The sequence below is a fragment of the Rahnella sp. CJA17(1/100) genome (genome assembly GCF_963881615.1).
Taxonomy (GTDB): Bacteria; Pseudomonadota; Gammaproteobacteria; order Enterobacterales; family Enterobacteriaceae; genus Rahnella; species Rahnella aceris.
Genome location: NZ_CAWOJA010000073.1, coordinates 247923 through 261948 on the forward strand (window position 1 = coordinate 247923; position 14026 = coordinate 261948).

The following is a 14026-nucleotide window of genomic DNA, read 5'->3' on the forward strand; positions in this document are numbered from 1 at the left end:
AAAACGGCTTAAATTATAAAAAGCTGACTGAAAATTGTGTTTTGTTGTCCTGGCCGTTAATGACGTAAAAATGAACTGAGGAAAACAGGAATGCCGGTATCTGATTATCTGGAACGCATTGCCCTTAATGAACGTCAGGTTTCTTTTAACCGGATGAACCGTGGGAGTGCTAATTATTTCCACTGGCATCAGTGTCTGGAGTTACTTTTCGTCAGTCAGGGTTACGGCATTGTCATTGTGGATAATCAGCAATACACGTTGCGCCCGGGACGGTTGTTTGTCTTTCCGCCTTTTAAACTGCACAAAGTGTTTGTCGAATCCGGTGAAAAGAACCTGTATTTGCGCACCACCATTCATCTGGACCACCAGTTGCTGGATGGCTGCCTGCAATCGTTCCCGCAACGCCGGGCACGGTTCGCAAGTTTGTGGGATGCCGACCGCGCGGCACACATTTATGATCTCAGCGAACATGCCAGCCATATAGAAGTCATTCTCGAGCAGTTCAATCAGTTGTCTGAAGCACAGGCCGATCAGTGGGAAGAAATTACCCTGCTGATTTTGCAACTGATGGCCTTTATGCCCGCAGAGGACGCATTGCCGAAAACCATCAGCCGGACAACGGTCTCTAAAGTGATGCAGTGGATTGAAGAAAATTACGTGCAGAAGTTTTCTCTGGCGCAGCTCTCAGCGGCCATCGGGTTGTCAGAAAGTTATATCTCGCGGGTTTTCGGGCAGGAAACCGGGGGCTCCATTCAGGATTACCTTGCCACCCGGCGGGTTAAAAGGGCATGTGAATTACTGCGTTCCACCGACCGTTCGGTCGAAGAAATCGGACTGCAATGCGGATTTACTGACGCGCCGTATTTTATTACCCGTTTTAAAAAGATGATCGGCAAAACGCCGTTGCAGTATCGCAAGGCGGCATTTTCTCTGACGACTTAACGCTAGCTGGCGGGGGCAGAGCCGAGCGGTGAAGCCGGGAAGCGCCAGTGTAATGTCGTATTTTCCAGACGAACAGGAGGAAGCAAACGCCGGGCATGGCCCCAGACCGTACGTTTCTGTTCGGGCAAAAAGTCGGCCGGATCCGCGGATTCAATCAGTGGTTCACCGCTTTCTGCTAAGGTGCTATTTTCCATCAGTTCGCGGGCGGTACGTGCCAGTGAAAGGCGGCATTCGCTGCCCTGACCGGTTTCCATACGTTGCGTCAAACCGTGCAGCACTGCCGCAGCCATCAGATAACCGGTAGTGTGATCCAGCGCCTGCACCGGCAGCGGAACAGGCTTGTGACGACCGGAACGCTGCATTCCCTGTTCAGCGATCCCGCAGCTCATTTGCACCAGACTGTCAAACCCGCGCCGTTCGCGCCATGGCCCGCTCCAGCCATAGGCATTCAGGCACACATCCACCAGCCCTGGCGCAATCGCGCGACGTTGTTCACTGCCGTAACCCAGTTTGTGCAGCGCGCCTGCGCGATAGCCATGCACAATCACATCCGCGTCCCGCAGTAATTCTTCGAAACGGTGCCGGTCCTGCGGGTTATGCAGGTTCAGCCGCGCACAGTGTTTACCCAGGGTGACATCCGCTTCCTGACTGGGTTCATCCCAGCCAAAGGGATCAATGCGTAATACATCCGCCCCCAGTCCTGCGAGAAAACGCGTCGCCACCGGCCCGGCGATAATCCGTGTCAGATCGAGTACTTTCACGCCCGCCAGCGGCTGTTGCGGGGATAATTCCCAATGCGGCGGTGCCACTTTAACGGACAACGCATGCTGAAAAAGAGGTTCCGCGTTCAGCGATTTTCCCTGAACATGCTGCTGCCATTCTTCCGGGCTGAGCATCTGCGCGGCACATCCACCCGCCCGCACCACGGCGTGTTCCAGTGCTGCTTTTTTCCACATCACCACCCGCAGCGCCAGCGCCTCGCGGTTTTCCGCTTTGCCGAGCAGTGTTTCAACTACCTTACGGTGCGCGGGGGCATTGGTATGCAAACGGATCCAGCCGTCGGCCGTGGCGTAATCACCCGCCAGACTGTCCCAGGCTGGCGGTATTTCCCAGCCGTCAGGCCGGATACTGGTTTTACACCACAGCGAGGCCAGACGGCGATCCACGGTTACGGCATCGTGTTTGCCGTTTCTGAGGGCGACCAGTTGCGACACTGCGATTCCTGCCAGCGCAACAGAGGCGGCAATCAGCGGGGTCACAGGATAATAAGAGGGAAGATTTCCGGCACCGCTGACATGGAGCGTGCAGGGGAGTGAAATTTTGCCGGTTAACTGCGCGTATAGCGCACGGGCTTTCTCCTGAATCAGTGCATCGGACATGCTGAAACCTCATGCAGTAAAACAAAAAATCACAAAGCGATAAGATTTCAGCATAGCAGGGCGGGCACAAAGGCGTGCTAACCCGGCGCGGATAACACGCTGAATCATGAGTGATAGTAACCTTCCGGTAACAGAATGTTCCTAAAGTCACCGGGGGGTTGTGCACCTCAACAGGGCAGGAATTACGGCTAAAACCGGCGTTTCTGAAAACCGGCTCATCCCCTGTCATACGGGGGATGAGCACTGTCATAAGCGCTAACTTTTTCAAGCAAAATATTAGCTGAATGCATTCAATTTCTTGTACTCGGCTTGTGAATTTTACGTTAGCCTTAGGGTCGAAAATTCTGAATACGCGGGGACTGCGTTTTTGTGACGAAGCCCCCGGATTTTTTTGCCCAGTACAGGAAACGATTCTGGCATGGAACGAAGAGCATTTATTAAAGCATCTATGGCATTCGCCGCCTGGTGTGGTGTGCCGGCTATGTCCACACTGTTCACCCGTTCCGCAGAAGCGGCAGAGGCGAATGTGGCAGACGGCGGCGAATTGCCGTTTGATTTCAACGCGCTGAAAAAAATGGCGAAAGATTTGGCGGACAAGCCCTACGGTGGCGCGCCGCAGCCGTTGCCGAAGACGCTGGCTGAACTCACGCCACAGGCCTACAACGCGATTCAGTATGATCATGCACATTCGCTGTGGAATGGTCTGCCTGACCGTCAGCTTGATGTGGAGCTGTTTCACGTCGGCATGGGCTTCAAACGCCGCGTGCGCATGTATTCTGTAGATCCGGTGAAACACATGGCGCGCGAAATCCATTTCCGCCCTGAATTGTTTAACTATCACGATGCCGGTGTGGATACCAAACAACTGGAAGGCTTCTCAAATCTTGGTTTCGCCGGTTTTAAAGTCAATAAAGCCCCTGAACTGACGCGCCGCGACGTGGTTTCCTTCCTCGGTGCCAGCTATTTTCGTGCAGTAGATGATACCTACCAATATGGCCTGTCAGCCCGTGGTGTGGCGGTCGATACCTTTACCGATCAGCCGGAAGAATTCCCTGATTTCACCGCATTCTGGTTTGATACGCCAAAACCTGGCGACACGACTTTTACGGTTTACGCCTTGCTGGACGGCATGAGCATTACCGGCGCGTATAAATTCGTGATCCACTGCGAACCGACCCGTGTGGTGATGGAAATTGAAAACCATCTGCATGCCCGCGAAGATATCAAACAACTGGGCATTTCTCCGATGACCAGCATGTTCAGTTGTGGCACCAGTGAACGTGGCCGTTGCGACACCATCCACCCGCAAATCCACGACTCTGATCGCCTGGAAATGTGGACCGGTACCGGCGAGTGGATTTGTCGCCCGTTGAACAACCCGCAGCGATTGCAGTTCAACGCCTTCAGCGACAACAGCCCGAAAGGTTTTGGTCTGTTGCAACTCGACCATGAATTCAATAATTATCAGGACGTGATTGGCTGGTACAACAAGCGTCCGAGCCTGTGGGTAGAACCGGTCGGGGACTGGGGCAAGGGCGCCGTCAATCTGATGGAAATCCCGACTACGGGGGAAACGCTGGATAACGTGGTGTGCTTCTGGCAACCGGAAAAACCGGTGAAGTCCGGTGCTGAATTTAGTTTCAGCTACAAGCTGTACTGGAGTTCCGTACCCCCTCACCGCAGCCCGCTGGCGAATGTGCTGGCGACCCGCACCGGTATGGGCGGTTTCCCGGAAGGGTGGGCGCCGGGTGAGAACTATCCGCAAGTCTGGGCGCGCCGTTTTGCTATCGATTTTGTTGGTGGTGAGCTGAAAGCCTTTGCTGATAAAGGGATCGAGCCGGTGATCAACGTCTCGGCGGGTAAAATCAAAAACATCGAAATTTTGTATGTGCAGCCGTTCGACGGTTATCGCATCCTGTTTGACTGGTATCCGGACAGCGATTCAGTCGCGCCGGTCGAGCTGCGTATGTTCCTGCGCAACGGCCAGACTGCGCTGTCTGAAACCTGGCTGTATCAGTATTTCCCGCCAGCGCCGGATAAACGCAAGTACATTGATGACCGTCAGATGACGAAGTAGTCCCCGTCATCCTTCAAACCGCAGGTGCGTTGGCTGCATTCGCTCACCCGAATCACTGACTTTAGTCAGCTTATCGGGATTCGTTCGTTTGCCGCCTTCCTGCAACTTGAATGATTTAGGGGAGTCGTCATTAATAAATACAAAAAGCCCCGACTATTCGGGGCTTTTGCTTTTTTTCTATTTTATTTTTGCAGATGAACCCAATACAGGCACGTGCAAAATACTTCCACGGGTAAAGCAAGGGTAACGCACGGCACTTAACTGATGAAGGGCAAGATGGCAATCAAAACGCCTTCACCAACATTCCGTTCTGTGGCTGCTGTTGCGGATTTCGCAGCGCCATGTCGAAAGATTTCTCGACCTCTTTCAACTGTTGTAAAAATTCGTTCGGCGAAAAGTCGTGTGATTTGCTGCTCATATAGGCAAGCGCCAGTTCTTTGGCGTTATAGCGCTGAAAGTTGTACATGCTGTTCCTTATTAATTTCAGAAATATTAATGGAATGGCTAACAGCGAGCTGGCTAATGACCACTGCTTACGACGTGCTGCCAATGCGATGAATTCTACGGGGTTTACTGATAAGGGAAAGTCGCTTTTATTGATGCATTCAATAGTTAAAAGCTAACAGACTGCGCTTTATCTATCAGTAATGAAGCATGCGAATTTTAATAATCATTAAGAGGTATTAAATCGTTCAAATATGAATTGCCTCATTATTTTAAACTTCCGCATTAATTGAAGAAATTCTTTGCGAGTCATGCTGTTAATGTGAATTAAAAGGGTTGGGCTTCCTGTCATGCTGCGTTACCCTCGGAGAGTTATTCACTTTCACATTATCAACGAAAAGAGGTTTTTATCATGAGTAAATTTATCTTCTCTTCGCCAAGAAAATACGTTCAGGGCAGCGGTGTACTGGATGAGTTAGGGGATTATCTGCCCGACCTGGGGGGAAAATCATTCCTGATTGCTGATGATGTTGTTTGGGGAATTATCGGCGACCGCGTACAGAAATCATTGAAAAAAGCGGGCGTAGAATTCCACTACGAGCGCTTTAACGGTGAAGCCTCTGCCAACGAAATCACCCGTCTGGCAGGTATCGCCCGTGATGCGGGAACACAGGTAGTGGTCGGGCTCGGTGGCGGTAAGACGCTCGACACGGTTAAAGCCATTGCAGATGAACTGAAACAAAACGTAGTGATTGTGCCGACCGTGGCCTCTACCGATGCGCCGTGCAGTGCGCTGTCGGTGATCTACACCGATGAAGGCGTTTTCGAATCCTACCGTTTCTACAATAAAAACCCGGATCTGGTGCTGGTGGATACCCATGTTTGCGCACAGGCACCGGTACGCCTGTTCGCCTCCGGTATCGCTGACGGCCTGGCGACCTTTGTTGAAGCGCAGGCGGTATTGCGTTCCCATTCCCAGTCGATGGTAGGCGGCGACCCGACTATCGCCGGGATGGCCATTGCCGAAGCCTGCGAAAAAACGCTGCTGACTTACGGCTACAGTGCTTACACCGCAGTTGAGCAGAAACTGGTGACGCCAGCGGTTGAAGCCGTGGTGGAAGCCAACACATTGCTTTCCGGTCTGGGTTTTGAAAATGCCGGTCTGGCGGGGGCGCATGCCATCCACAATGGTTTTACTGCGATCTCTGGTGATATTCACCATCTGACGCACGGTGAAAAAGTGGCATACGGTACATTGACGCAGATGGTGCTGGAACAGCGTCCGGACGAAGAAATCGCGAAATACGTGCGCTTCTACCGCGCCATCAAAATGCCAACCACGCTGAAAGAAATGCATCTGGAAAACGAATCTTTCGCCAATCTGGTGAAAGTGGGCGCGCTGGCAGGCGGCGAGGGTGATACGCTGGGCAATCTGAACCACAACCTGTCCGCCGAAGATGTGGCGAATGCCATTCTGGCGGTGGATGCGTTCAGTAAAACTGTGAAGTAATTATCGGCTTGTGCCTTCGGAAAAAGTGAGGCATGCGGGTGGTAAGGCGAATGCACACGTTAACTCATTCATTTGTCTTTAATACCCCAACCCTCCCCTTCGCAGGAGAGGGCGCCGGTCGTGCCATTTCCGGCCTGGCTTTTTGCTACTCCCCCTGCAAAGGGGGAGTCTGAGAAGAGGTTTTAAGGACCAGAACCGGGGTAAAATACAGGTTGTTCAGGCGCCTTAAATCCGCGCCATCACCCAGGGAATCGCCACCGGCAGTTGTGACAGCAGGTAAAGCACCAGGCCGATAAAGGCACCGACCAGCGTGCCGTTGATGCGGATAAACTGCAAATCCTTACCGATATTCAGTTCTATTTGCCGCGACATATCGCGCGCGTCCCAGCCTTTCACTGTGTCGCTGATGTGACGGGTCAGGAATTCGGCGAACTCCGGCGCGACTTTCTCTGCAATACTTTCCATCTGCTGATTCAGCGAGAGGCGCAGCTTTTCGTCCTGCGCCAGCGCATTACCCAGCCATTGCCCGGATTCGGTGACTTTGGCGAACACCCGCGAATCCTCGCTTTCTAAATCTTCTTTCAGCCAGTTACGCATATCGCCCCACAGCTGCAAAACATACGTATTCAGCTTTTCGTCATCTTTCAGATACTGTTTGATCTCTTCAGCTTTCTGCGCGGTCGCCGGGTCATTTTGCAGCTTCCAGATAAAGCTTTGCACCGAGCGATCGAAGCCTTTGCGGAAAGCGTGGGTTTTATCGTTGCCCATATCGTCGAGCACGGAATTCACGGCATTGGAGACCATATCCGCGCCGTTGCGCCCCAGCCAGCCGGTGGGCAGTAATTTGGCGGTCAGCGGATGTTCGCGTTTCATCCAGCCGACAATCTGCGCGGAGATAAACTGCCGCGTGCTGTCTTTTGCCAGCAGGATTTCCAGCTGATCCATCGCCTGATCCAGCAGTTCCTGATGGCGGCCGTTTTTGGTCAGGCTTTCCAGTAAGGTGGCAATCGACGCTGACAGGTCGATTTTGTCGATCACCCGGTACAGCGCACGGCGGATAAGCTGGGCGATGCGCTGATCGTCAGTGACGTCCAGAAAACCGCGGATCATCTTCACGGCATAGTTGGCAAACCGTTGTGCGTTGTCGGGCGCGTTCAGCCAGTCTGTCAGCATCCGCGCCGGGTCATGCTGGCGGATCAGTGTGATAAGTGTGGCGGGCGCGAGGAATTTCTCCTGCACGAACACCGCCAGATTATCGGCAATCTTGTCTTTGTTTTTAGGGATGATCGCCGTATGCGAGGCGACAAACGGCACCGGCACGCGGCGGAACAGTGCCACGACGGCAAACCAGTCAGCCATTGCCCCGACCATCGCGGCCTCGGAAATGGCTTTCAGCCCGGATACCCAGAAGTTGGGCGGCAGGAAAAGGGTGATGACAAACAGGGCGGCGGCAACCAGCAGCAACCCCAGTGCGTTACGTTTACTTCGGCGAAGTTCTTGTTCTTTATCCATTACCTCAGTTTAGGAAGCGAGCGGCGGACTGTCAGCTTTTTTCTTGCGATTGCGCCACTTGCCGTGCAGTGCGCGATAACCAGTTGCCGGAATGCCGCCAGCCCGACACCGGCGCGCACCAGCCCGAGAATAGTGTGAGTCTGGCTGCAATGTTGCACGTAATGCGGCACGACGTTGGCCTGTGCAAACAGCCCGGCGATACAGTCGTAAAAGTATTTTCCTTCGCTTGCGGAATACATGATGAAAGGTTGTCCGGCAAAGTCCCGCAGACGGAGGCGGGGTTTGGTGGTCAGCGCGGATGAAGCAGGCAACGCAACGCATAAAGGCTCACGCAGTACGCAATGATAGGCCAGCGGAAATAACGTCACCGGCTGGCGCACAAAGCCGATATCCAGCGTGCGCGCCGCCAGTGCCTGAAGCTGGGCTGACGACACCATTTCCTTCATTACCAGCGTGATTTCCGGCAATTCCTGAGCTGCCAGCGCGATAATCTGCGGGATTTGCCAGTAACTTTGTTTCCACTGATGCGGCGGTGATTGCGTTGATGACGCTGGCGTTTTTTGGCAAAGGTTTATCGGCCATCGGCTGGGCAGTGATGTCAGATACCGCGCCGGAGAAAATGATCGGCCTGAGCGGCGGGGTGTTTAACTGCCCGGGTAACGTTGCGGGGATTATTACGCCCGTAGTGATCGGTTATATCGTCGCGGCAACCGGCTCCTTTAACCTCGCGCTGTGGTTTGTCGGCGCGCACGGTTTGCTCGGCATGTTTGGCTATCTGGTGGTCGCCGGTAAGTTCGAGCGCATGGTGATCCGCCAGGATACACGGGTAAAATGAGAATTGTTCTTGATATGACAATGCGTGTCATTAAACTGCGTGCAGCATCATTTTCCTGCATTCAGAATGAGAAAAATTCATGGAGTTGTTACGTGTTGTCTTTAAGCAATATCGCTGGCCGTTTTTAGGGGTGATGGCGCTGAGCCTGCTCAGCGCCGTTCTGGGCATCGGGCTGATCGCGTTTATCAATCTGAAACTGATTGAAACCACCCAAGGCTCGCTGATGGTTCTTCCGCAATTCCTCGGATTACTTCTGTTGCTGATGGCGGTCACGTTAGGCTCTCAGCTGGCGCTGACCGTGCTCGGTCATCACTTCATTTACCGTCTGCGCGGCCAGTTCATTAAACGTATTCTCGATACCGATATCGAACGCATCGAGCAAATCGGTAATGCGCAACTGCTTGCCAGCCTGGGCAGCGACATCCGTAACATCACACTGGCGTTTGTGCGCCTGCCGGAGCTGGTGCAGGGGATTATCCTGACCCTGGGTTGCGCGGGATATCTGGCCTGGCTGTCACCGGAAATGTTGCTGGTGACGGTCATCTGGCTGTTGATCACTATTTTCGGCGGTTTCAAACTGGTGTCGCATGTTTACCGTCATCTGGCGAAAGTGCGTGATGCGGAAGACAAACTGCAAACCGATTATCAGAAAGTGATCGAGGGGCGCAAAGAGCTGGCGCTGAACCGCGAGCGTGCGCGCCATCTGTTTGATGATGTATACCGTAAAGATGCCGAAGAATATCGTCACCACATCATCCGCGCCGACACCTTCCACCTGAGCGCCGTGAACTGGTCGAATATCATGATGCTGGGCGCGATTGGCCTGGTGTTCTTCATGGCGAATACGCTCGGCTGGTCGGATACCGATGTTGCCGCTACTTATTCCCTGACGCTGTTGTTCCTGCGGACACCCATGTTACAGGCTGTGGGTGCGCTGCCGACGCTGCTCAGCGCGCAGGTGGCTTTTGGCAAACTGAAAGCATTGAAACTGGCGGAATATAACGCAGCCTTTACCCCCGCCATTGTCGCGAAAAAGTGGCAAACCCTTGAACTGCGCGACCTGACCTTCAGTTACGCAGGCAAAGAAGAGGACGCTGGTTTTGGCGTCGGCCCGCTGAACCTGACGATCACCCGTGGCGAGCTGGTATTTTTGATTGGCGGCAACGGCAGCGGAAAATCGACAATGGCGATGTTGCTGACCGGCCTGTATCAGCCGCGTTCCGGGCAAATCCTGCTCGACGGCGTGCCGGTCACCGCCGAAAACGCCGAACAATACCGGCAGATTTTCTCGGCGGTGTTCACCGACTTCCACCTGTTCGGTCAGCTCATGGGTCCGCAAGGCGAGATGCCGGATCCGCTGCTGGTGGAAGACTGGCTGCAACGCCTGAAAATGAAAGAAAAACTCCAGTTCAACGGCAATGAAGTGACCAATCTGCAACTGTCCGCCGGACAGCGTAAACGGGTGGCGCTGTTGCTGGCCGCTGCTGAAGGGCGTGATTTCCTGTTGCTCGACGAATGGGCGGCCGATCAGGATCCCCAGTTCCGCCGTACCTTCTACCGCGAGCTGTTGCCACAATTGCGTGATATGGGTAAAACCGTGCTGGCAATCAGCCATGATGATCACTATTTTGAACACGCCGATCGTCTGCTGGAAATGCGACAGGGCAAATTGCACGAACTGCACGGGCAGGCGCGTATTGACGCCAGCCGCGATGCGGTCGCACAGATTGGAAGTCACTAAATTGTTTACTGAAGGCAAAGGAAAATGAACTGGAATGAAGTGATGGTGTGGGGCATCAGCGGTGCGGTCATTGGCTCGCTGATCGGAGCATTACACAAAAAAGGCAAAATTGGCCGGGTACCTGCGGTGATCTTATTTCTGGTGTTGATCATCGGCGGTAACCTGCTGTGGGGGGGCGTCATCAAACCGCGTCTTGCCGGTAACAGTGAAGAGCAGAAAATCGATCAGGCGCTGGCCGAATTGCCGCTGTACAACACCATCAGAATGCAGGAACCGGCACTGTATGCGCAGATCCGCAGCAATATCCTGAATATGAAGAAAGAGGGTAAACCGCAGCAGGAAGCCATTGATACCGTCAAACCGATGGTGTCATTGTTACTCTCGCAACGCATCAGCCACGCACCGGACGCCAATGTGAACCAGGCGATGCAGGTAAATCTGGAAGAAATGCAGACGCTGCAGGCACGCAAAGACGGCAGTTGCTTTAAATTCCTTTATCCGCAGGTCAGCGGCGGCGTGAATACCGCACAGGTGCTGCCGCCGGAACTGTTCCGAAAAGATCTCGACACCATGAATGATTTACTGCTGGCGACCGGCAGCGGGCAAACGGTTATGCCTGCCCCTGTGAGCACGGAAAAAGTGGTGCAGATGATGGTGCCGGTGCGTGAAGCCCTGGCCAGTATGTACGGAGAACAGTTGCAGATGTTTAATGACCTGACCAAACCGGATGTCGATCGCGAAAAAGTGTGTGAAATTTCCATCAGCCTGTACTCCGGCATTCTGGCGCTCCAGCCTGCGGAGTCTGCGGCTATACTTCGCCAGATGCTCGGTCAGCACTAACCGTCATCCCTCAGACTGCCTCTGCGTTAGCTTCGTTCGCAAACCCCGGTCATATACTTATGTATGCTGCCGGGGATTTGCTCAGTCGCTGCCCTGATGCACCCCGAATGATTTAGGGTTATGCACCGCAGCCTGAGAAGCAGAAAATCCCTACTCCTTTTGGCACGAGAAAGCGTATCCTTAGCCGGATTTTTCAAACAATAATTTCCCGAACTCCCGGAATCATCCTTCTATGCAAAAAATGTTAAGAGTGCCGTTGTTGCTGGCATTGTTGTCATGTCTGCTGATAACGCCGGTGCTGAGTCAGGCCGACGAAAGTACAGGCCAGCCTGCCACGGCGGAACAACCGGTTAAAGTGAACGTCACGACCGCGTTACCGGCATTACAAAAGCGTCTGGATCAGCTGAAACAGCAGGTCTCTTCGGCGAAAACCGACAAGAAATTTACCGGCCTGACTGATGCTGCGCAGAAACTGGCCGAAGATGCCGACAAGCTGACAGGGGCGCTGACGCCGGATCTGGCGCAGGTGCAGGCACAGCTCGACGTGCTGGGGCCGGCGCCTGCACCGGGCACGATCACGGAAACGCCGCAAGTGATCAGCCAGCGTAATAAGCTCAACAACAGCAAAACGCTGCTGACTACGCAAATCGAGCAGACCAAAGCCATCTCCCTTGGCGCGCAAAACCTGTCTTCGCAAATCGCCGGATTACGTCGTGATGCACTGAAAACCCAGATTGCGCTCAATACCGGCAGCATTATCGGAGGGAATTTCTGGGCACCGCTTATTACGCCAAACGATGATGATGCGGCGCGTTTTGATGACTTCGGTTCGCAGGTTAAAGACGCGTGGATGCAGGCGTGGAGCGAGGAATGGCGCATCGGCACCGCGATTTATCTGTTACTGGTGCTGGTGATTGGCCTGGCCGGTCGCCGTGTGCTGGACAGACCGATGAACTGGATCCTGCCGCGCTGGTTGCCGCAGGGGCGTTTCCGTCGCAGTTTTCTGGCCTGTTTCACTACGCTGAGCACCACCCTGACGCTTGGCATCAGCGTTCAGTTGCTCGGGTATATTTTCACCCGTCTGCCGGATACCTCGCCGTGGGTGACGGAATTTGCCGGACAACTGGTTGAACTGACCTATTTCTCCGCCGTGATCGCCGGTCTGGGGATTGCATTACTTTCCAATAACCATCCGTCGTGGCGTCTGCCGGGCATAGCCGATCCGCTGGCAAAAACACTGGCATCATTCCCGGTTCTGCTGGCAGGCTTTATTTTCCTGTTCGGTATCATCGAACAGCTGAATAACCTGGTCGGTGCCAGCGTCTCAGCAACGTTATTTGGCAACGGACTGGCGGCGTTACTCGTGGCGCTCAACTGCCTGATCGCGCCAGTGCGTATCAACCGTATGCGTCGCAAGATGAAGGCCGAAGGGGAACAGACCGAAGCACGTTCCACGCTGGCCGGGCTTATCCATCTGGTGATAAGCCTGACGGCGTTTGTCATCCTGATGGCGCTGCTGATTGGTTATATTCCGCTGGCGCGTTTTGTGACCTTCGAACTGCTGTGGATCGGGCTGGTAGTCAGTTGCCTGTATCTGCTGATCCACTTTGTCGTGGACCTGTGTGAGAGTCTGTTTGCGCCGACCACGCACAGCGGCAAAATCCTCAAAAGTACGCTGAGCGTCAATGACCGTCACCTGTCACTGGCTGCCACGTTATTCTCGGCAATCGGTAAAACCGGACTGCTGCTGATGGCCGCCGTCGCGCTGCTTAACGGTACTTTCGGCACGACGACGCCGCTGGAGCTGCTGGCAAAAATCGTCGATATCTGGGGCGGTAAAGGTCTCGAAAGCATGAACATCATTCCGGCGCACGCGGTCAACGCGGTGCTGTGTCTGGTGGTCGGCTGGTATATTTTGCGTTCCGCACGCAGGTGGCTGGATAACGATTTCCTGCCAAAAACCATGATGGATCGCGGTATGCGTGCCTCGCTGGTGACGCTGTTCACCAACGTCGGCTACGTGCTGATCATCCTGCTGACGCTGTCTTCGCTGGGCATCGAATGGAACAAACTGGCATGGATCGTCAGTGCCTTGTCGGTCGGTATCGGTTTTGGTTTGCAGGAGATTGTGAAGAACTTCATCTCCGGTCTGATCCTGCTGACCGAACGTCCGGTGAAAGTGGGGGATTTGATCAGCATCAGCGGTGTGGAAGGGGATATCCGCCGTATCAATGTCCGTGCAACTGAAATTCAGCTAAGCGATAAATCCACCGTGATTGTGCCGAACTCACAATTGATTTCGCAGAACGTGCGTAACGCCACCATGGGTAACGCGCAGGGCGTGGCGACTATCACGTTGACCTTCCCGCTGGATATCGACCCGGAACAGGTTAAGACATTGCTGCTGGAAGCCTACAACTTGCACGAATCCATTCTGGAAAACCCACCGGCCTCGGTCAGCTTTAAAGAACTGGGACCGACCGGGATTGTGCTGAGTGTGACAGGTTTTGTGAACAGCCCGCGCATGGTCAGCGGTACGCGCAGTGATTTGCTTTACGAAATCCTGAAAATGCTGCGGGCCGCGGGGATCAGTCTGAGTCAGACGCAGACGATGATTCTGGAGAAACCGGCAGAGAGGATCGTTCCGGTTGAGGAGTAAAATCCAAAGCATGATCCGGTCGACTCCCTCCCCTGCGAAGGGGAGGGTTGGGGTGGGGTATTAAAGAAAAATCAATAAGTTGAAGTA

At 53.9% G+C, this 14026-nt stretch carries 11 protein-coding genes; 7 read left to right on the forward strand and 4 right to left on the reverse strand.

The genetic code is table 11. From position 1 onward, the window contains the following. Positions 1-90: 90 nt before the first annotated feature. Positions 91-942: an AraC family transcriptional regulator gene (locus AACU55_RS23310; RefSeq protein WP_134706218.1), complete on the forward strand. Its 852-nt coding sequence runs from the start codon at positions 91-93 to the stop codon at positions 940-942. Between the two features lie 2 nt (positions 943-944). Here the strand turns inward: AACU55_RS23310 and AACU55_RS23315 are convergent, their stop codons facing one another. Then, positions 945-2321 (reverse strand): CoA transferase, encoded by a 1377-nt coding sequence (locus AACU55_RS23315; RefSeq protein ID WP_134706219.1) that lies wholly within the window; start codon positions 2319-2321, stop codon positions 945-947. Positions 2322-2739: 418 nt separating this feature from the next. Between AACU55_RS23315 and AACU55_RS23320 the strand changes: the two genes are divergently transcribed. Next, complete coding sequence (locus tag AACU55_RS23320) at positions 2740-4398, forward strand: glucan biosynthesis protein D (RefSeq protein WP_037034752.1); 1659 nt, start codon at positions 2740-2742, stop codon at positions 4396-4398. Between the two features lie 283 nt (positions 4399-4681). Here the strand turns inward: AACU55_RS23320 and AACU55_RS23325 are convergent, their stop codons facing one another. Further along, complete coding sequence (locus AACU55_RS23325) at positions 4682-4864, reverse strand: hypothetical protein (protein WP_134706220.1); 183 nt, start codon at positions 4862-4864, stop codon at positions 4682-4684. A gap of 390 nt (positions 4865-5254) precedes the next feature. Here AACU55_RS23325 and AACU55_RS23330 point away from each other — a divergent pair, with 390 nt between their 5' ends. Further along, positions 5255-6352 (forward strand): glycerol dehydrogenase, encoded by a 1098-nt coding sequence (locus AACU55_RS23330; RefSeq protein ID WP_134706221.1) that lies wholly within the window; start codon positions 5255-5257, stop codon positions 6350-6352. Between the two features lie 225 nt (positions 6353-6577). Here AACU55_RS23330 and AACU55_RS23335 read toward each other — a convergent pair whose 3' ends face one another. Together AACU55_RS23335 and AACU55_RS23340 are read right to left on the reverse strand one after the other, a co-directional pair. Beyond that, positions 6578-7864, reverse strand: coding sequence for a DUF445 domain-containing protein (locus tag AACU55_RS23335; protein ID WP_119261561.1), 1287 nt, complete (start codon positions 7862-7864; stop codon positions 6578-6580). After that, on the reverse strand, positions 7864-8466 hold the full coding sequence (locus AACU55_RS23340) for a LysR substrate-binding domain-containing protein (protein WP_371687424.1): 603 nt from the start codon (positions 8464-8466) through the stop codon (positions 7864-7866). The genes AACU55_RS23335 and AACU55_RS23340 overlap by 1 nt, the downstream gene beginning before the upstream one ends. Between AACU55_RS23340 and AACU55_RS23345 the strand changes: the two genes are divergently transcribed. The 4 genes from AACU55_RS23345 (at position 8409) to AACU55_RS23360 (ending at position 13939) form a co-directional block, all read left to right on the forward strand. Beyond that, a complete protein-coding gene (locus AACU55_RS23345) occupies positions 8409-8699 on the forward strand; it encodes a glucarate transporter (protein ID WP_134706223.1) in 291 nt (96 codons plus the stop codon). The genes AACU55_RS23340 and AACU55_RS23345 overlap by 58 nt on opposite strands. Positions 8700-8778: 79 nt before the next feature. Beyond that, positions 8779-10440 carry a multidrug ABC transporter permease/ATP-binding protein gene (locus AACU55_RS23350; RefSeq protein ID WP_134706224.1) on the forward strand — a complete coding sequence of 554 codons (1662 nt, stop codon included), beginning with the start codon at positions 8779-8781 and terminating at the stop codon, positions 10438-10440. Between the two features lie 24 nt (positions 10441-10464). Then, positions 10465-11280, forward strand: coding sequence for a hypothetical protein (locus AACU55_RS23355; protein WP_037034743.1), 816 nt, complete (start codon positions 10465-10467; stop codon positions 11278-11280). A gap of 232 nt (positions 11281-11512) precedes the next feature. Next, positions 11513-13939, forward strand: coding sequence for a DUF3772 domain-containing protein (locus AACU55_RS23360; protein ID WP_134706225.1), 2427 nt, complete (start codon positions 11513-11515; stop codon positions 13937-13939). The last annotated feature ends 87 nt before the right edge of the window (positions 13940-14026 follow it).

Excerpts from the sequence above, each read along its gene's own strand:
- AACU55_RS23345 (WP_134706223.1), top strand. The coding sequence starts at position 8,409 with ATGACGCTGGCGTTTTTTGGCAAAGGTTTATCGGCCATCGGCTGGGCA.
- AACU55_RS23360 (WP_134706225.1), top strand. The coding sequence starts at position 11,513 with ATGCAAAAAATGTTAAGAGTGCCGTTGTTGCTGGCATTGTTGTCATGT.
- AACU55_RS23355 (WP_037034743.1), top strand. The coding sequence starts at position 10,465 with ATGAACTGGAATGAAGTGATGGTGTGGGGCATCAGCGGTGCGGTCATT.
- AACU55_RS23325 (WP_134706220.1), bottom strand. The coding sequence starts at position 4,864 with ATGTACAACTTTCAGCGCTATAACGCCAAAGAACTGGCGCTTGCCTAT.
- AACU55_RS23320 (WP_037034752.1), top strand. The coding sequence starts at position 2,740 with ATGGAACGAAGAGCATTTATTAAAGCATCTATGGCATTCGCCGCCTGG.
- AACU55_RS23330 (WP_134706221.1), top strand. The coding sequence starts at position 5,255 with ATGAGTAAATTTATCTTCTCTTCGCCAAGAAAATACGTTCAGGGCAGC.
- AACU55_RS23315 (WP_134706219.1), bottom strand. The coding sequence starts at position 2,321 with ATGTCCGATGCACTGATTCAGGAGAAAGCCCGTGCGCTATACGCGCAG.
- AACU55_RS23310 (WP_134706218.1), top strand. The coding sequence starts at position 91 with ATGCCGGTATCTGATTATCTGGAACGCATTGCCCTTAATGAACGTCAG.
- AACU55_RS23350 (WP_134706224.1), top strand. The coding sequence starts at position 8,779 with ATGGAGTTGTTACGTGTTGTCTTTAAGCAATATCGCTGGCCGTTTTTA.
- AACU55_RS23335 (WP_119261561.1), bottom strand. The coding sequence starts at position 7,864 with ATGGATAAAGAACAAGAACTTCGCCGAAGTAAACGTAACGCACTGGGG.